The organism is Robinsoniella sp. KNHs210 (genome assembly GCF_000686105.1).
Classification (GTDB): domain Bacteria; phylum Bacillota; class Clostridia; order Lachnospirales; family Lachnospiraceae; genus Robinsoniella; species Robinsoniella peoriensis.
On sequence record NZ_JMLZ01000002.1, the window covers coordinates 2,264,687 to 2,283,704 of the forward strand.

At 39.3% G+C, this 19,018-nt stretch carries 19 protein-coding genes; 5 read left to right on the top strand and 14 right to left on the bottom strand.

Annotation, left to right across the window (positions count from 1 at the left end; translation table 11 throughout):
- Positions 1-160: 160 nt before the first annotated feature.
- The 3 genes from CD03_RS0116835 to CD03_RS33825 form a co-directional block, all read right to left on the bottom strand.
- Entirely contained in the window at positions 161-1,171 is a 1,011-nt protein-coding gene (locus CD03_RS0116835; RefSeq protein WP_027294646.1) for a GGGtGRT protein, read from the bottom strand.
- A 17-nt stretch (positions 1,172-1,188) separates the two neighbouring features.
- Positions 1,189-1,881: an iron-sulfur cluster assembly scaffold protein gene (locus CD03_RS0116840; RefSeq protein WP_027294647.1), complete on the bottom strand. Its 693-nt coding sequence runs from the start codon at positions 1,879-1,881 to the stop codon at positions 1,189-1,191.
- A gap of 228 nt (positions 1,882-2,109) precedes the next feature.
- Positions 2,110-2,553: a MerR family transcriptional regulator gene (locus tag CD03_RS33825; protein WP_044289442.1), complete on the bottom strand. Its 444-nt coding sequence runs from the start codon at positions 2,551-2,553 to the stop codon at positions 2,110-2,112.
- A gap of 543 nt (positions 2,554-3,096) precedes the next feature.
- On the opposite strand from CD03_RS33825, the gene CD03_RS0116850 reads away from it, so the two are divergent.
- Both CD03_RS0116850 and CD03_RS0116855 read left to right on the top strand, forming a co-directional pair.
- Positions 3,097-4,299: an IS110 family transposase gene (locus CD03_RS0116850; protein ID WP_027294648.1), complete on the top strand. Its 1,203-nt coding sequence runs from the start codon at positions 3,097-3,099 to the stop codon at positions 4,297-4,299.
- A 200-nt stretch (positions 4,300-4,499) separates the two neighbouring features.
- Positions 4,500-6,359 (top strand): IS1634 family transposase, encoded by a 1,860-nt coding sequence (locus CD03_RS0116855; protein WP_027294649.1) that lies wholly within the window; start codon positions 4,500-4,502, stop codon positions 6,357-6,359.
- 193 nt (positions 6,360-6,552) lie between these two features.
- Here the strand turns inward: CD03_RS0116855 and CD03_RS33830 are convergent, their stop codons facing one another.
- The 8 genes from CD03_RS33830 to CD03_RS0116900 all read right to left on the bottom strand — a co-directional run bounded on the left by CD03_RS33830 (position 6,553) and on the right by CD03_RS0116900 (position 14,074).
- Complete coding sequence (locus CD03_RS33830; protein ID WP_044289443.1) at positions 6,553-7,260, bottom strand: putative ABC transporter permease; 708 nt, start codon at positions 7,258-7,260, stop codon at positions 6,553-6,555.
- Positions 7,261-7,411: 151 nt separating this feature from the next.
- On the bottom strand, positions 7,412-8,434 hold the full coding sequence (locus tag CD03_RS0116870; protein WP_027294650.1) for a glycosyltransferase family 2 protein: 1,023 nt from the start codon (positions 8,432-8,434) through the stop codon (positions 7,412-7,414).
- An 86-nt stretch (positions 8,435-8,520) separates the two neighbouring features.
- A complete protein-coding gene (locus CD03_RS0116875) occupies positions 8,521-9,702 on the bottom strand; it encodes a DUF4097 family beta strand repeat-containing protein (protein ID WP_027294651.1) in 1,182 nt (393 codons plus the stop codon).
- Positions 9,699-10,280: a DUF1700 domain-containing protein gene (locus CD03_RS0116880; protein WP_027294652.1), complete on the bottom strand. Its 582-nt coding sequence runs from the start codon at positions 10,278-10,280 to the stop codon at positions 9,699-9,701. Before CD03_RS0116880 ends, CD03_RS0116875 begins: the two co-directional genes overlap by 4 nt.
- Positions 10,267-10,593, bottom strand: a complete 327-nt coding sequence (locus CD03_RS0116885; RefSeq protein ID WP_027294653.1) for a PadR family transcriptional regulator — start codon at positions 10,591-10,593, stop codon at positions 10,267-10,269. Before CD03_RS0116885 ends, CD03_RS0116880 begins: the two co-directional genes overlap by 14 nt.
- A 261-nt stretch (positions 10,594-10,854) precedes the next feature.
- Positions 10,855-12,003, bottom strand: a complete 1,149-nt coding sequence (locus CD03_RS0116890; RefSeq protein ID WP_027294654.1) for an ABC transporter permease — start codon at positions 12,001-12,003, stop codon at positions 10,855-10,857.
- Positions 11,990-13,123, bottom strand: a complete 1,134-nt coding sequence (locus CD03_RS0116895) for an ABC transporter permease (RefSeq protein WP_027294655.1) — start codon at positions 13,121-13,123, stop codon at positions 11,990-11,992. Before CD03_RS0116895 ends, CD03_RS0116890 begins: the two co-directional genes overlap by 14 nt.
- Before the next feature lie 9 nt (positions 13,124-13,132).
- Positions 13,133-14,074: an ABC transporter ATP-binding protein gene (locus tag CD03_RS0116900; RefSeq protein WP_197041668.1), complete on the bottom strand. Its 942-nt coding sequence runs from the start codon at positions 14,072-14,074 to the stop codon at positions 13,133-13,135.
- Positions 14,075-14,299: 225 nt separating this feature from the next.
- On the opposite strand from CD03_RS0116900, the gene CD03_RS0116905 reads away from it, so the two are divergent.
- From CD03_RS0116905 to CD03_RS0116915, 3 genes are all read left to right on the top strand, one after another.
- Positions 14,300-15,367 (top strand): sensor histidine kinase, encoded by a 1,068-nt coding sequence (locus CD03_RS0116905; protein ID WP_027294657.1) that lies wholly within the window; start codon positions 14,300-14,302, stop codon positions 15,365-15,367.
- 22 nt (positions 15,368-15,389) lie between these two features.
- The gene (locus CD03_RS0116910; RefSeq protein ID WP_027294658.1) at positions 15,390-16,019 is read left to right on the top strand and encodes a response regulator; all 630 of its coding nucleotides are present in this window, start codon (positions 15,390-15,392) and stop codon (positions 16,017-16,019) included.
- Positions 16,020-16,099: 80 nt separating this feature from the next.
- Positions 16,100-17,083 (top strand): FAD:protein FMN transferase, encoded by a 984-nt coding sequence (locus tag CD03_RS0116915; protein WP_027294659.1) that lies wholly within the window; start codon positions 16,100-16,102, stop codon positions 17,081-17,083.
- Here CD03_RS0116915 and CD03_RS0116920 read toward each other — a convergent pair.
- From CD03_RS0116920 to CD03_RS0116930, 3 genes are read right to left on the bottom strand one after another with little or no spacing between them, the layout of a single operon-like run.
- Positions 17,071-17,706 (bottom strand): ABC-2 transporter permease, encoded by a 636-nt coding sequence (locus CD03_RS0116920; protein WP_027294660.1) that lies wholly within the window; start codon positions 17,704-17,706, stop codon positions 17,071-17,073. The genes CD03_RS0116915 and CD03_RS0116920 overlap by 13 nt on opposite strands.
- Positions 17,703-18,563, bottom strand: a complete 861-nt coding sequence (locus CD03_RS0116925) for an ABC transporter ATP-binding protein (protein WP_027294661.1) — start codon at positions 18,561-18,563, stop codon at positions 17,703-17,705. Before CD03_RS0116925 ends, CD03_RS0116920 begins: the two co-directional genes overlap by 4 nt.
- The gene (locus CD03_RS0116930; RefSeq protein WP_027294662.1) at positions 18,563-18,946 is read right to left on the bottom strand and encodes a GntR family transcriptional regulator; all 384 of its coding nucleotides are present in this window, start codon (positions 18,944-18,946) and stop codon (positions 18,563-18,565) included. The genes CD03_RS0116925 and CD03_RS0116930 overlap by 1 nt, the downstream gene beginning before the upstream one ends.
- Between the last annotated feature and the right edge of the window lie 72 nt (positions 18,947-19,018).

Consider the following 19,018-nt stretch of genomic DNA (forward strand, 5'->3'; position numbering starts at 1 on the left):
TTCACCCTGAAAAACATCTCTTATACACTAACATTTTAATTCTAATCTTTGTGCGCTACGCTTGTGTGCTACGTGTGCGCTACCCGTGTTCTACACACTCATTTTCAACACTTTTCAGCACAACTCACAACTTCTCAAACCCTTATAAAATAAGGATTTCTTAGAACTTCCCAGCCTTAGCAGCTTCCTCAATGGCAACTGCAACTGCAACAGTCATACCAACCATCGGGTTGTTACCAGCACCGATCAGACCCATCATTTCAACATGAGCAGGTACGGAAGATGAACCAGCGAACTGAGCATCAGAGTGCATACGTCCCATAGTATCTGTCATACCGTAGGAAGCAGGACCTGCTGCCATGTTATCCGGGTGAAGTGTACGTCCTGTACCACCGCCTGATGCTACGGAGAAGTATTTCTTACCCTGATCAACACATTCTTTTTTGTAAGTACCAGCTACCGGATGCTGGAAACGAGTTGGGTTTGTGGAGTTTCCTGTGATGGAAACGTCAACAGCTTCTTTGTGCATGATAGCAACACCTTCTGTTACATCGTTTGCACCGTAGCAGTTAACTTTTGCACGAAGTCCTTCAGAGTATGCTTTACGGAATACTTCTTTTACTTCGCCTTTGTGGTAGTCCATCTCTGTTTCAACATATGTAAATCCGTTGATACGAGCGATGATCTGAGCTGCATCTTTTCCAAGTCCGTTTAAAATAACGCGTAATGGTTTTTTACGAACCTTGTTTGCTTTTTCTGCAATACCGATAGCGCCTTCAGCTGCTGCAAAAGACTCATGGCCTGCTAAGAATGCAAAACATTCTGTGTCTTCTTCCAGTAACATTTTACCAAGGTTACCATGTCCCAGACCTACTTTACGCTGGTCAGCAACGGATCCCGGGATACAGAAAGACTGAAGTCCTTCACCGATAGCTGCTGCTGCATCTGCTGCTCTTCTGCAGTCTTTTTTGATTGCAATTGCTGCGCCTACAGTGTAAGCCCATTTTGCATTTTCAAAACAGATTGGCTGAATACCTTCAACCTGATTATATACATCTAAGCCTGCTGCTTTTGTAACTTCTGCTGCTTCTTCGATAGAGTTAATACCATACTCTTTTAAAACAGCCAGAATTTGTTTTTCTCTTCTTTCATATGATTCAAATAAAGCCATTCTTTTCCCCTCCTCTATTATTCATGTCTTGGGTCGATGATTTTCACTGCGTCTGCAACTCTACCATACTGACCTTTAGCTTTTTCAAATGCTGTGTTAGCATCATCACCTGCTTTGATGAAATCCATCATTTTACCAAAACTTACGAACTGGTAACCGATGATTTCGTCATCTGCATCTAAAGCAACACCTGTAACATAGCCATCTGTCATTTCAAGATAACGAGGACCTTTTGCAAGAGTTCCATACATTGTACCAACCTGAGATCTGAGGCCTTTACCTAAATCTTCAAGTCCGGCACCGATTGGAAGTCCGTCTTCTGAGAAAGCACTCTGTGTTCTGCCATAAACAATCTGTAAAAATAATTCTCTCATTGCTGTATTGATAGCGTCACATACTAAGTCTGTATTTAAAGCTTCAAGGATTGTTCTTCCTGGTAAAATTTCGGAAGCCATTGCTGCGGAATGAGTCATACCTGAACATCCGATTGTCTCTACTAATGCTTCCTGGATAACGCCCTCTTTAACATTTAATGTTAATTTACAGGTACCCTGCTGAGGTGCACACCAGCCTACACCATGTGTTAAACCGGAAATGTCTTTAATTTCTTTTGCTTTTACCCATTTTGCTTCTTCTGGGATCGGAGCAGCACCATGAGCCACGCCTTGCGCTACTTTACACATCGTTTCTACTTCATGTGAATAAATCATTTTAAGACTCCTTTCAAAAATGAATTCTTTGGATATGTACGTGTTCATATCGTTAGATATTTAACACCATACTTGATATCATTTTCTCATAAAACGTCAAAATAGTCTAGTGTTTTTTGTAAAAAAGTGTTGCCTAAAACAGGGAAAACAGGAGAATACCCCTTTTAAGCCCGACAAACACCACAGCAGTAAGAAAGAGAATGGAATTTTCCACTCTCTTTCTTTCCCTTAACTGGCAGCATTCTTCAATCGTACAACGCATTGATCATCACATTCTACATATTTAATCTGTTTAAGGGGTGCCTCGGAGCCCAGCCTGCATGCCGCATTATAATATTCTACTTTAAAATTAATGTGGTCCAGATTGCTTTCCAGTTCTTCTATATGCTTTTCCACTACGCGCTTATGCGCGATAACCATCTGACGGCGTTCTTTCAGAGTTACATCTCCCTTTGCGCACAGTGCTACAAATCTGCGAATGTCGGCTATTGGCATATCCGTTGCTTTCAGGCAGGATATAATCGATATCCAGTCAAGATCTTTGTCATTGTAAATCCGAACACCTGCTTCATTTCTCTTTACAGTTGGCAGCAACTGTTCTTTTTCATAATAGCGCAGTGTTGATGCCGGTAATCCCGTTATTTCAGAAACCTGCTTTATTTTATATTCCATAATGTGACCCCCTTATCATACATTAAAGTAACTTTAACATTTGTCTTTTATTATAATATGAATCAGGGATAATTTCAATCAATAAAAAATACAAGTCATGATTCCCCTCATAACTGCACAGTTTCAGGGATTATTTCCTTTATTTTATGTATCCGATTTCACCACACCACCTCTCAAATGAGGTTCTGAGATATATTTCATTTTCGGAAAGTACTTTTTCATTACATGGTCGGGTCTTCGACACTTTCCATATCTCTAAAGTACCTTAAAGCCTTGATACAGGCTTATTTAGTACCATAAAAGTGTAGTTGTTAGAGAGTAATTAACTCTGACACCTGCACTTATTTTATTTATAATAAGGGGAGTAATTGGTCTGACGTGGGCTTTTTTGGGTCGTAGCATCCGTCAAAAAAACCGTTAACCAACCCCTTGTTATAAGCATTCGATTAAGCAGGTTGGGATTTGCTCCCGCGTAACCAACTAAACTGGATGGTAATGAGTGCGGCTGGAACAATTACGAATAACAGTTATAGGAGGTTCGAGATGATAAGCGTAGGAATTGATGTATCAAAAGGGAAAAGCACTATCTGTATACTTAAGCCATACGGGGAAATTATATGTAGCCCTTTTGATATGCAACATGTGGAAAAGGAGTTGGAAGACTTTCACAATCTGCTTCAAAAGTTAGATGGTGAAATACGTATCGTGATGGAAGCTACGGGTATTTATCATTTGCCTGTTTTGACATTCCTTCATGACAAGGGGTATTTTGTATCTGTTGTAAATCCATTTGCAATGAAGAAATATGCGAAGGATAGCAGCATCAGAGGAGCAAAGACTGATAAACTTGATTCGATGATGATTGCTAATTACGGAATCGAGAAATGGTTCAAATTACAAAAATATGAAGGTGAGGAAGAAGTTTATGCGGAGCTTAAGCTTCTGGGACGCAGATACCGGTACTATATGGAACTTCATGTGAAAGCTTTGCAGGAACTGACACATATCCTGGATTATGTGATGCCGGGTATCAAGAAGATGTTTAACAGCTGGAATGAAACGAATGGCAAGGATAAGCTCAGCGACTTTGTGGAGAGATTTTGGCACTTTGATTTAATCACAACCATGAGCCTTGAAAAATTCACAGAGGCGTATCTTGTCTGGGCAAAAGAAAAGAAATACCACCAAAGCAGATCCAAGGCTGAGACAGTCTATGAATTAGCTTCAAGTGGCATTCCCACACTGTCTTCCAGTACCCCATCAACCAAAATGTTAGTACAGGAAGCGGTATCGGTATTGAGAACTGTGGATAGTTCTCTGTCTCTTATTTTAACACGAATGCAAGAACTTGCGAAGTCCCTTCCTGAATATTCAACGGTCAGGGAAATGGGTGGGGTTGGTGATGTCCTTGCGGTTAAGCTGATTGCAGAGATTGGTGATGTGAGAAGACTGCATAACGCAAAGGCACTCATAGCATGGGCTGGAATTGACCCACCTCCATATGAATCAGGGCAGTTTATTGGTTCGAAACGCAAAATAACGAAACGAGGTTCTTCAACGCTTAGGAAGGTGGGATATGAGGTGATGAGAGTGCTTAAGAGCCATCCTGCTCCAAAAGATGATGCTGTATACAACTATATCTTAAAAAAGGAAAGTGAAGGAAAAAGCAAGAAACATGCAAAAATCGCTGGTTTGAATAAATTTCTACGAATTTACTATGCAAGAGTAACTGCTGTTTATCAATAGATTGTGAAAACATGAGTCTGTGCAGGCTGGAGCACAATGCCAGCCTTTTTAGCATGCCAAAAAATAGACTGATAAAATAATTTAAAAATCTGCTAAAAGTCCTTGACTTTTGTTAGCAGGTTTTTTTGTCAAATTTTTACTATTTTTATGTTGTATGTGTTGTATTTATATGGTATAATAATTACAGGGGTGATGCATTTATGAAAATATACTTTGATAAACGACTAAAGGATCCCACTTATTATGCACAGCAGGGAATCCGTAATGGAAAGAAAACAACCACCAGAAATATTAAAAACTTTGGAAAACACTCCGAGTTATTGAAGGTCACAGATGATCCTGAACTCTATGTGAGAGAACAAATCAAAAAGATGAATGAGGAATACCGCGTTGGCAAAGTCTCTTTCAATCTGACTGCCGATTTTAACGAAAGGGTCAGACCTTCCGCTGATGAAGCATCGGCTTCCAACTGGTTGAATATTGGGTATTTCTTTCTTCAGGACATCATGAAAGAATTGAATCTCAAGGAGTTCTTTCATGAGATAACAAATGACCGCAAAAATACTTTTGATTGTTTTACAATCGCTCGTTTCCTTACTTATGCAAGGATTTTAGATCCCAAATCCAAACACGCTACCTGGAATCGTCTCGCTTCCTACTTTGAACAGCCGGAGTTCGATTACCAGCATATTCTTAGATTCATGGATATCTTGGAAGCGAATTACGACACTTATCTGACATGGCTTTACAAAAACAGCAATTCTGTCATTAAGCGAGATTCATCTGTCCTATACTATGATTGCACAAACTTTTACTTTGAATGTGAACAGCCTGACGAAGACATCGTCGATGAAGTGACTGGTGAGATTATCAATGGTCTGAGAAAATATGGCTTAAGTAAAGAACACCGTTCAAATCCCATTGTGGAAATGGGACTTTTCATGGATAGCAGGGGAATCCCAGTCAGCATGTGCCTGCATTGTGGAAATACAAGCGAACAGATTACCGCTGTCCCATTAGAAAAAGAAGTTATGAAAATGCTGGATAATGCCCAATTCATTTATTGTGCAGATGCGGGGCTTGGTTCCTATAACATCCGCAAATTCAACAGTATGGGCGGCAGAGCCTTTATTGTCACTCAATCTATAAAAAAACTGAGTGACACACTCAAAAAGGCCGTGTTCAACGACTATGATTATCATCTTCTCTCAGATGACTCCGCTGTCGCAATCAGCGATATGAAAACTTTTGACAGATATGAGATAGAAAACCGCGAACTGTACAATGATTCTGCCTATAAAGTGATTATTGCAGACAAAGCTATTGATCTTGGACTGTATGAAGAAAAAACATTAAAAAATGGCAAAACAAAACGTGTAAAAACAACAGGACAGCTGAAACAGAGACTGATTATCACTTTCTCGCGAAAGATGATGGAATACCAGAGGGCTGTGCGAAACCGTCAGATTGAACGTGCCAGGAAACTCTTAGGTATGAAAGATCCCGAAGAAATCAAGAAAGGAGCGAATGATGTGAAGCGATTTCTGAAACGCATAGCCAGCACAAACTCAGTAGAAAAAGCAACGGTCGCATATATACTTGACGAAACAAAGATTGCTGAAGAAGAAAAATATGATGGTTATTATGCGGTCGCCACAAATCTTCTGGATCCAGCTAAAGATATATTGGCTGTATCCCACAAAAGATATCAGATTGAAGACTGTTTTCGAATCATGAAAACAAATTTTACCGGAAGACCTGTAAACCACCGTCTGCCAAATCGCATTAGAGCTCACTTCATGATCTGCTATACTGCGCTGCTTGTGTACCGTTTACTGGAAGCCAAACTTGATGACCAGCATACACATGTGACGACAGAAAACTTAATTAATACCTTGAAAAATATGAATGTGACGAATATTCACGACGTCGAATATATGGCTCTCTATAATGGTAGCAAGGCACTAGATGCCCTAACCCAACTAACATCGCTAAACTTGGACAGGCTGCATTATAAACCAAAGGAACTGAATGGAACAATTAAAAAAATTTTAAAGTAACGTTTACATACAACAATTTCATAATCAGTATAAGCCGATAACCTCAGTATTTATAAGGTGTATCGGCTTTTCGTCTTCTTGCAAGTGTCGAAAACGGGATTATAATATGAATCAGGGATAATTTCAATCAATAAAAAATACAAGTCATGATTCCCCTCATAACTGCACAGTTTCAGGGATTATTTCCTTTATTTTATGTATCCGATTTCACCACACCACCTCTCAAATGAGGTTCTGAGATATATTTCATTTTCGGAAAGTACTTTTTCATTACATGGTCGGGAAAATATTTATCCAACCTCATTTCCACCACATTTTTAGCAGGTCTGTTTAACTGTCTCTCTGACATACGAAGCAGCGCCACACCAGATATGGTTGCAGTCACTACCATAAAACATACCGCTATTTTTGTTACTAATATCCCTGCTTTTCTCGGCGCCCGTTCAATTAATCCGGAAAGAAGCGGATAAACCCATTTTGCCCAGGCGATCGCTACCACTCCCCAGAAAATACAGAATATTAAATTCACATAATGTCCCAGGGTAAAGGGCAATCCGGAATAGTCCCAAAATGTAACCCCCAGCATCACCTGGCAGACATAACCGCAGATAAATTCAAATATGCCCCCTAAAACATATCCTTTAATGAATATATTAAAAGTTTTCATTTCTTTCGTGCTATGTAAAAAAACAGTAAATAAGGCGCATCCAAGACCCCATACGGAACTGAATGGCAGGAATAGGTTACTGGTTCTGCTGGAAATTTCCCCAAATGCAAAATAGCACCAGATTGTCTCCAGGATGCATCCCATTATCCCTCCCATCATAAAAATCCAAAATATTTTATATTTATTATATCCTACTGCAAATCTTTCTCTTTTCAAACTTCCCTTTGTGTTCATAGTTATACCTCCCGCATATCGCAGTCCTGCCTGCGATACTGCCTTAATAAATAGTTTGAAAGCACTTTTCTTTCAAACTTTGCCTCCTTCATTTATAATGTGCTTCCCAGTCTGTGGCAGGAATATGCCACAATCCCCGGGATACATTCCATTAATTAAATCCATAAAGTCTTTGAAGTAAATGATAACAGCCAAGTACTGTGCGCCTTCCTAATCTACCCGGAAGATTTACACCAATACCAATGCAGCTATATCTCACTTTTCGATACATGCGGCTGTCAAGATTTTTTAAATATCTCCAAATCTGTTTCAGTTCTTTACCACTGTCCGGTGTATCTTTCAGCATTGCCAGGATCGTGGCAATTGCCATTGCCAGTTTCAGATTTGTATACATCGTCTTACGCAAAGAACGTTCTTTGATCATAAACTGTTTCTTATGCATATAGTCAATTAAGTTACGGGTTACCCGGTAATGCTGATCCATTCGTCCAATCATTACGGATTCCTGAACCGACTGATCTTCTCTTCCTATAAAATACCGGTAGAAATTTAAATCCAGGTACCGAATTGTCCGAACATAAGGCAGGGGTTGAAAGACATAAATATTATCTACATAAAAAGTATGTTCAGGCAATACCAGCCCACTGTTTCTCACCAATTCTGTGCGGTAAATAAGGGAATGCATCATCAGATAATTGGTTACCGGAAGTCCTCTGGTATCTTTCCAGGTAAATGTTTCTCCGGTTTTCATATACCGCCGGTAATTAATTACCTTCTTCCGCTTTGCACCCTGTTTTTCATATACAAAATTAGATACTACCAGATCCGGCATTTCATCTGAAGCAATTAGTTCTTTCAGTTCTTCCAGAATCTTTTTGTATGCCTCCTGATTAACCCAGTCGTCACTGTCTACAACTTTCAGGTAGAGTCCTTTTGCATTGGCAATTCCTGTGTTCAGAGCTCCGCCATGCCCCTTATTCTCCTGATGTATAGCACGCACTATGTTTGGATATTTTGATTCATATTTCTGTGCAATAGATAGTGTATGGTCTTTTGAACCGTCGTCAATTACAAGTATTTCCACATCATCCTGACCGGTCAGTAAGGTCTTGATACAATGTTCCATATAATCCTGTGACTGATAACAAGGTACTATGACAGATAAAATTTTCATAGGCTTCTTCCCTTCGTATAAATTCTGCTTTCGTTTTTCTATCACTCTAACAGACAAATATCAAGAATTTATCAACTTATTGTAAACTACTCTTCTGCGCTGATAGAGATTCTGGCGTTATATTCAACGCTTACTCTGATCTGTTTATCTTTTCCGTTATCCCTGGTATAATCGTCTCCGTAATGCTCACCGTTAATGCTGACTTCTCCATCATCCGTATCCAGATAAAAATCATATTCTTTTTCTGATTTTGCCAGAGTCAGGTCAACATCACCGTATTCGTTCTTGATATTAGTATCTGACGTGTTCAGGTTATCTATACTGCATTTTCCGTTTTCCTGACGAATATTATTTTTTACAGCCGTAATATCTGTTCCTTTGACTGTTCCATAATCACTTTCTATGTTCAGACTATTAGTCTTAACGTTTCTAAGACCGATAGCTCCGTATTCACCGTTTACTGTAAGCAGATTCATTCTTTTATTTTTCGTGTTTCCTTCCATATTACGCAGGTCCACAGAGCCGTTGTTATTCATAATCTCTACCTGATCGGCTTTCATCTGATCAACTGTAACATTACCGTAGTCTGTGCTTATTTTCACATTTTTTGCAGTAATATTTTTCAATTCCAAATCACCGGAACTGGTATCATTATCAATCTTCAGTTCTGGAACAACACAATTTTCCATTTCTAATTTACCATAATCCAGATTCAGACTGAGTTCATCCATATTTACATTCGTAATATTGATATTTCCGCTGTCGCCTTCTAATATCAGATTCTTAATATCCGCCTGATTCAGACTCAGCTCACCATAATCTGAGCGCACTTTCAGTTGATCCAATTCAATGCCTTTTGGCAGAATCAGTTTTATATAATCTTCTTTTTTCTGATTAGCGAAATTACCAATGCCAATGAGACTAATCCCGTTTTGATGGACACTTTTCAGGTTGAAACTAACCTTCCCATTATCAGCTTTATATTCCGGTTTGGCGAACATATCATCGTAGCCATATTCCAGCCGGAATGAATCCCCCTGTTCTATATAGATATTGCCATAACCCGCACTTATTTCTAAATTTTTTATATCTTTTAAACTTTTTGTTTCTTCTAAATATTTTCCCTGATCATTTCCAGTATAAATTCCTTCTGAAGTCAGTCTCAATCCCAGGCTGCCACCCAGTGCAAGACCGGTTACCATAACAATGCCTCCTGCAAGTGTCAGGCATCCTGCGGTGATCAGCAAAACTTTCTGATACTTTTTCATGACTTTTTCCTCCTCTTTAAAATGTTTCTGAACATTTTACCAATCCCTTTTACCATACGTCTGCCGATTCCGATAATTCCAAATCCTACAAAGATTCCAATTCCAACAGCTGCCATTCCAAGTCCGAGCAATGCAATGCCGGTCGCTGGTTGGGTAAATAAAAGGTAAATTCCACAAAATGCCGTAACAATCCCTCCGGCCAATGCACACAGGTCAACCAGAATTGCAGACCCCACAAACGCAACTACCACCAGGAGCATAGAAGCAAACAGGGCTACCATCGCAAATGCCATTGGAAGTGCCACAGGAGCTGCACAGATCCCTAATATTATGATCCAAAGAGTGCTGAATCCTTTTTTTACATCTACCTGTTCTTCCATCCGCTTAATTGCAGCATCCGTAATAATCTGATATGCTACTTCACGGGGAGTTCCAAGTTCCTGAATGATCTCCTGTTCCTTTTCCGGTCCGGCATCTTCAAAATATTCCGTATAATAATCCATCGCTGTATTGAACTCTTCCTTTGGCAGCTTTCGAAGTTCACGCGCCAGAGTCCGCAAATATTCATTCTTGCCCATTTTTAGTTCCTCCCAAAATTATTTCTTCTATTCCTGCTCGATAAGTAATCCATTCATCTACAAAATGCTGATATTGTTTCTTTCCTTCGGGAGTCAGATAATAATATTTTCGATTCCTCCCCTGAAATGGCTGGTCATAAGTTCCCAGATAGCCATGATTCTGTAATCTTCTCAATACCGGGTAAAGCGTAGACTCCTTTAAATCCGTTACCTTTTTCATTTCCTGGGAAATAGAGTATCCATACGTATCTCCCTTTGCAATAATCGCCAAGACAATTGCATCTGTAAGTGCCGCTCCCAATTGATAAGTCATCTTACCGCCTCCTCTCGTTTTGTTCAAAAAGTAAATCTAATACCTTTTGTTTGACTATATTATATGTCGTATAATATACTTTGTCAACATATATAATTATTTTTTTTATATAATACATTCCGCTATATAGAATTATAGAATATATTATATTTCTCACTGCATTTTCAAGAACAGGAACAGCAAAAAGGCTCCGCCAAAAGCAGCAGACTCATACTGCTTCTTCTGACGAAACCGTTAACCTGTTATGATCCAGAGGTATGTCTAAACTCTTGTTTTTTTAATCAGTACTAAAGTAAGAGCAAAAATTGCTGCTGCAAATCCTACCTGCACCAAAATCCCCATCCATACATCCGTTCTCATCTGGTGGGTAATGCCGATTGCTCCTCCCAGCATATCATTCACTTTTACATACCAAAAGGACGGTACAAACTTACAGAATGCCAATACTTTTTCACTCATGACTTCCTGGGGAACAAAGACCCCGCCCATAAAGCAGAAGCCGAGACTGATAATATTTACCAGCGCCGTAAGGGCATTATCACTTTTTACCAGCATGCCCACCATAAATGCTATTGATGCTGCGAGCAATAAAAACGCTATTGTATTTAATATACCGTATTTTATGTTCCCATCTAATAACTGTCCCCTGTAAAGCACGACTGCCATGATCATAAATACACCCCATACGATGGCAGAAAATGCCACGCAGGCAGTCATAATCTGTTTATTCCTCTGATTCATTGTCATGGCACCGCACTCATTCCTTTTTTTCAGATCCCTGTTTTGAAAAGCACGCAGTGCCGGACTGATTCCATATATCAGCACCGCCATCAGCGCATATGGAATATACCTCAGATAATAGTAAACAGATGGCATACTCGCCTTTACTGTATCCCCCTGCAGCGTAACCTGGCCTCTTAATTCCAGATCCTCAGATACATTTTTTGCTGCATCTGTCACCGAATAACCCGCCGCTAAATATGTTTTCAAAGATTTTAAATATTGGCTTACCTGACTGTCTGCAAAATATCCGGTATAGGAGCCGGGAACCTTAATATTTTCGGTATAAACCTCTTCCCCATTCTTTATTTTCTCTTCAAATCCAGCAGGGATGATCAGAATATATTCTACTTTTCTGGCAAATAAATTGTCCTGCATCTTTTCCTTATCATCTTCTATCTCAACCAGATTCTGTCTGGATCCCATATATTCCTTAAGTGCCCTGCTAAGTTCACTGCCGTCACGGTCAATGACTGCTATCTGTATCTTAGTATCCTGAAAACTCTGCATCTCTGTACCGGAAGTAACATTAGACATTAATATTGCAAGGCCGATAAAAATCCCAAAATAAAGTAATAATCCTCCTATGTTTTTTTTAATAATTTTGTAAAAACAATTAAAGACTTGCATATTTCTTCCTCCTTGCCAGCAAAAATCCCCCTATGCAGAATATTGCGGTAAAAATCAATAATATAATAATATTCTTAAAATAGCGGTCGTAAGTATCATAAATATCAAGTGCGTAAAATGCATCTGACAGCACCACTGCAGGATTGATACGGTTTATAATAGGGCAGACCTGTTCCACGTCATTTTTAATTGTATTTATGAATAAACCGCTGAAAAAGCATAAAAACATATTGAGTGCAATCATGATACCCGTTTTTACACTCAGGGATGTTCTTCCGATACAGCCTGCAAAAAATCCCATGGATACGCCAAGTAAAGTGCCGACGAATGCCAATAACAGAATTGCCGGTATTTTATTTCCAAAGTCTACCCCAAGTATAAACCGCAGATATCCCATCAATATCAGCAGGGAACAAAATTGCACAGAGACTGCTGCCGCAAATTCACCCATTATCATAGTCATACGGTGGACAGGCGAAGTCATCTTTCTGGCAGCCAGTGTGGTAAGGTTTGCCTGAATATATCCTGCATTGTATAATCCCAGAAAACACCCGTACAGACATGCCATCGCAAGAAGGGCATAGAAATACTGCATCATTGCATCCTGATTTCCGCTGCTCAGGGTTATTTCTTTATTTACGGTCACATCTTCATTCAGATTTTTCATTATAATCTCCGCAGAAGCCGGATTTAATTTTATTGCTTTTTTAATCATATTTTCCGCCTGGAGATAACTGTCCAGTAAGGAACTTAAAATACTTTGATTGATTCCAGTCTTTTTAACCATTAATTGTACTGTATCCGACACATAAAACACACCATCTACGTCACCGTCACTCAGGAGTTTCCCTGCGGCATCCTCATTCGTATATTGAATGTTCAGTATCTGGTCTGCCCCCGGTTTGGATAATTCATCCAGCAGTTCTTTAAAATAGCTGTCCTGGTTTTCCATCACTGCTGCCACCGGAATCGCCTGTAATTTTTCTTCCCGATTCATAAAGTTTCCAAAGGTCACGAAGAAAAGAGTACCCAGAATCATGGGAAAAGCCAATGTCCAAAATAATCCCTGCCAATTTCGTACCAGCCCTTTCAGGCGGTATTTATAAATATGAAAAAACATAACGCCCTCCTAATCTCTCAGCTCTCTGCCTGTAATCTCTAAAAACACATCGTTTAAAGTTGGCATTTCTGAGAAAACCCTGCCAAAAGAAATTCCCTGATCCTGAAGATAATTCAATATTCTTATAAGATTATGATTCGCACTGCTGCACTTTATTTTTAATACGTTCTCTTCATATGCCACTGAATAGACATGTGGAAGTTCTTTGATTTTCAACAGAATGCTGCTTTCCAGACCCAGTATTTCGATCCGGATGGTTTCACCAACTTTGATCATGTTCTTAAGTTCTTCCGTTGTCCCAATTGCCAGATTCTGCCCATTATCCATAATGGCAACCCGGGTACAGATCTGTTCCACTTCCTCCATGTAATGGGAAGTATAGATGATTGTTGCCCCCTCTTGATTCAGTTTCTGTATTCCTTTTAGTATGTGGTTTCTGCTCTGGGGATCCACTGCTACGGTAGGTTCATCCATGATAATCAGTTCTGGTTTGTGGGCAATCCCGCATCCGATATTTAATCTTCTAAGAAGTCCACCGGATAACTTTCTGGGATAAAATTTTTTAAATTCCTGAAGTCCTACAAAGTCAATTGCCTCTTCCACCAGGTTCTTCCTTTCCTGTTTATCATTCACATACAGTCCACAAAAATAATCCAGATTTTCATGGACTGTCAGTTCCTCAAAAACGGCTACATTCTGCATAATAACCCCGATCTTCCGCTTGCTGTCATAGCTGTCCGGATGCATCGTTTTACCAAATACCTCTATCTTTCCCTTATCATAAGAAAGCAGGGATAAGAGACAGCTGATTGCCGTTGTCTTTCCCGATCCATTTGGGCCCAGCAGCCCAAAGATCTCTCCCCTTTTAATATCCAGATTGAAATGATCTAATGCTACCAGTTCTTTGTATCGTTTTACAAGATTTTCTATTTTAACAATTGTTTCACTCATCCTTAGCACCCTCCATTTATTTGATACTGCCATTATAAACCAATCGGCAGACCCAGAGAAGTGCCGTATGTCAGGATGTTAGATGACATTTGTCATAACATCCTGTTTTGATGAATCTGTTATTGAGATTTCAATCGCTAATAGGTATAATAAAGAAGTAAACTACAGCAGAGCATGTCTGTAAATTCAACACTTTCGACTGTTACATGCAAGGAGGAACCCCCCATGGATACATTAATTGATAAATGCATTATATTGATTTGCTGCTGTATATTTTTAATCGACAGTTCCCTATCTATCCTGCCCGTATTTGTATTTGTCACTGCATTTGGCATCAGCTGTCTAAATACTTATTTCGATCAGCTCAAAGTCACGGTTCTCACAGGCTGTCTGTATCTTTTCCTGTGTTTTCTGATCCCGCCATTCTGCCTGCTGCTTCCTCTGATTATTTACGACTTTTGCACCTGGAAACTAAGGATCCTGACTATTATCGGCGCAGCAGCATGCTTTCGATATCTGGCAATCGATTTCCATCCGTTAAACCTGTCTGTTTTCGTCTTTTTTATATTGAGTTACCTGCTCTGCTACCGGACAGAAACCTTTCAAAAACTGTCCCAACAGCTGAAGATATCCCGGGACAGCAGCCGTGAACTCAATCTTTTATTGGAAAACAAAAACAAAGACCTGTTAGAAAAGCAAGACTATGAAATACACCTTGCCACGCTGAAAGAACGAAACCGCATTGCAAGAGAAATACATGATAATGTGGGACATATGCTGTCCCGCTCTATATTACAGACCGGTGCACTTTTGGCGGTTAATAAAGACAATAGCCTGAAAGCACCTCTGCTTTCCGTAAAAGATACGCTTTCCAGTGCTATGGACAGCATTCGGGAAAGCGTCCACGATCTCCATGATGACTCCATTGACCTTTATGATACCATCCGCACTATTTTGAAAGATTATAAAACTTACGAAACAACGTTAGAATACGATATGAGTGATACCATTCCAAGAAATGTAAAGTATTGTTTTATCATGCTGATCAAGGAAGGACTTTCAAATATAGTAAAACACAGTGATGCCAGCAATATTGTTATCATCGTCAGAGAACATCCTTCCTTTTATCAGATTCATATCAGCGACAATGGCAATCCTGTTCCCGGGAACATTTCTTCCCACGGAATCGGGCTTGAAAATATGCAGGAACGGGTTCAGGCTTTACATGGTACTTTCCGTACCGGCATTGATCACGGTTTTAAGATATTTGCGTCAGTTCCAAAAACGTACTGACTCTTATCAGAAAGGAAAATATATGAATATAATAATTGTAGATGACGACCAGCTGGTTGCCCTGTCACTGAAAACAATCTTAGAAAGTGATCCGGAGATAAAGGTCACTGCCGTTGGAAGCAGCGGCAATGAAGCAATTGAACTTTTTGAAGCACATCAGAAAGAAACGGACATCCTTTTAATGGATATCCGTATGGTACATATGAGCGGCCTGGAAGCCGGAGAGAAAATTTTAAAAAAAGATCCATTGGCAAAAATCCTTTACTTAACTACTTTTTCGGATGATGAATATATTATCCGGGCATTACATATCGGTGCAAAAGGTTATCTTCTGAAACAGAACTACGAAAGCATTGTACCTGCCCTAAAAGCTGTCTATTCCGGTCAAAGTGTGTTCGGAAGTGAAATTGTAAGGAAAATACCTGAGTTAATGCAGAACACGGAACAATACAATTATAGTTCCCATGGTGTTCTGCCAAAAGAACTGGAAATTATCAAACTGGTTGCAGATGGACTTAGTAATAAAGAAATTTCTGAGACTTTGTATCTAAGCGAAGGAACCGTAAGGAATTACCTTAGCACCATCTTAGATAAATTAGACCTGAGAGACCGGACACAACTGGCAATATTTTTCTACCAGCATCGCGGATAATTTGCGGCAGGTCTCCTTTGGTGCTATAATAAGGCTGACATAAAATATCTTACACATAATACGAAAGGATCGGCTCTGCTATGAAAACTATTTATAAACTGCTTACTTTTTGCATGCTTGCCTGTTGTCTGTTGCTTTCAGCGTGCAGTTCTTCCAGGGAACCAATCAGTAAGCAGGGCTTTTTACTGGATACGGTTATTCAGATTACCCTTTATGATACTGGAAATGAATCTCTTTTAGATGAATCCTTTGCTGTCTGCGAGAAATATGAACAACTTTTAAGTAAAACCGTTGCAACCAGCGATGTTTCCCGTATAAATCAAGCAGAAGGAAAACCCGTCACGGTATCTGATGAAACCATTGCATTAATTCAGAAATCCCTTACATACAGCGAGTTATCTGATGGTGCATTTGATATCACGATAGCACCTTTAAGTTCACTCTGGGATTTCAAGGATAAGAAAACAATACCCGACAGTCAGGATATTGAAAAAGCAAAGAATCTTGTGGATTATCATACCATTTCGATCAGTGGCAATACCGTAACCCTTTTAAATCCCAAAGCCTCAATTGATCTTGGAGCCATTGCCAAAGGTTATATCGCTGATAAAATTAAAGACTATCTCGTTTCAAAAAATGTAAAAAGCGGATTAATTAATCTGGGCGGCAATGTACTTACTATCGGTACAAAGCCAGACGGTTCTGCCTGGAATATCGGTATTCAAAAACCTTTTGATGAACAAAATGCTGCGATTACTTCTGTACATTTAAGCGATGAGTCTGTCGTTACCTCCGGCGTTTACGAACGGTATTTTAAACAGGACGGTGTAATCTATCACCATATTCTGGATGCCAAAACAGGTTACCCCTTTCAAAACGGGCTGCTTGGTGTCACCATAATTTCCGAACAATCCGTAGATGGTGACGCCCTCAGCACAACCTGCTTCGCCCTGGGGCTTCAAAAGGGCATGGAACTGATCCGGTCTCTTCCTGATATAGATGCTATTTTCATAACCGATGATTATCAGCTTCATGACTCCAGAGACACTGATTACAATTCCTGATTTAGAAAAATCTTCAGGCTGATACGATAAGAGATATACATAATCAGAATGCATAAAAACGGCAGAGAGGCGATTATTAATATTATAAAAGTCTCTCCCAATGGCGGCAGTCCTGCGCTTTGCATCACATTTGCAGCGAAGTACACAACCGCTGTGGGAATCAGGAAACATACCATCATTAACAATCTGGCTTTCTCAGCTCCAAATTTATAGAGAAGCGGTAATATAACACTTCCAAACACCAAAGCAATTCCGATACAGCCGACTGCCGTTGCCAAAATATTAACCATATCAAATTCTTTTAAAAGAATGCCGCCAACACTGCATATAACGATTCCCACTATGCTTCCTACCAGGGAGAAAATAATCAAAACTATGTATTTGCTTTTTACTACATCTCTTCGTGAAAGTGGCATAATCATTGCATACCGGTTCCATTTTGATATATCATCAAAACTGATCGTCGTTATTAACATCATACTGCATATAATAACACAGACTCCCATAAAGCTGATAATTCCATTGGTAGGTACCAGTATCACAGCCATAACCACCAGCATCAACCCCATTAATTTTGCATTATGTGCTATATTGTACAAATCTTTTAATATTAATCCTCTCATACCGTTTCTCCTTTCACATACAGAAGCATAATATCATCAATGGAAACATCATTCATAAGACAGTTTTTATATTTTCGTTCCATTTTTGCTTTATCCGATACCAGAACTTCATATTCATAATCTTTTTTCCGGTAAGTAATGATGTCATTTCTGTCTATTTTTACAAACTGTTCCTTACCGCACTTGATAATTCCATAGTTATAAATTAGTTCATCCTTTGCCAAAGAAAATATCAGTTTACCTTCGTGAATGAAGGTAATATAATCCGCTATCTTTTCCAGATCACTGGTGATGTGGGAAGAAACTAAAACCGCATGTGTCTCATCCTGCACAAAATCAAGGAAAATATCCAGCACTTCATCTCTGACAATAGGATCCAGTCCACTGGTTGCCTCATCTAAGATCAATAATCTTGGATTATGAGACAATGCCACTGCTATTGTAAACTTCATCTTCATGCCTTTTGAGTATTCCTTTATCTCCTTATTTTCAGAAAGCTGAAATTTTTTCAAGTATCCCTGAAAACAGTCTGTATCCCAATTAGAATAAATTTTCTTCATTATATTTCCGATTTTTCTGGGGGTCAGAGTCTCATAAAAGTTATCTCCGTCAAATACAACTCCGATGTCATTACGCATTCCCGTGTCGTTATCCGTCATCTCTTTCCCTAGAATCTTAATTTCTCCGCCATCTTTTTTAATAAGATTTAAAATAGAATTAATTGTAGTACTCTTTCCTGCTCCATTTTCACCGATTAAACCTACAATTGTACCCGACGGAATAGAAAAACTTATTTTGTCCAATGTAAAATCCTTATATTTTTTCTCCAGATCCCTTACTTCTAAAATATAATCCATCATGAATCCTCCTCGTCCTCATAAAATATGGTCAAAAGCTCTATCAGCTTCTTTAGGCTGATCCCACTGCTTCTGCCAATCTCTGCTGCCTCCTGAAGCTTTTCTTCTGCATTTCGCAGTTTTTCTTCCTGAAAAAATTCTTTATTAGTGCTAGCCACAAAAGTTCCCCTGCCGGTTACCGTTTCTATAAATCCATCGCGCTGCAGGTCTTCATAAGCCTTCTGTGCCGTAATCACACTGATATGTAAAGATTTAGCCAGCGCCCGCATAGAAGGAAGCATTTCCCCGGGCTGCATCTCCCCGCTCATTATGGCAGCTTTAATCTGTGATGTGATCTGCTCATAAATAGGTTTACTCTTATTGTTACTAATGATTATTTCCACATTCTAACCTCCAAGTATCATCCGGTGTACTTAAGTGTACTTATTGTACAAGTACAATATAGTACACTTTAT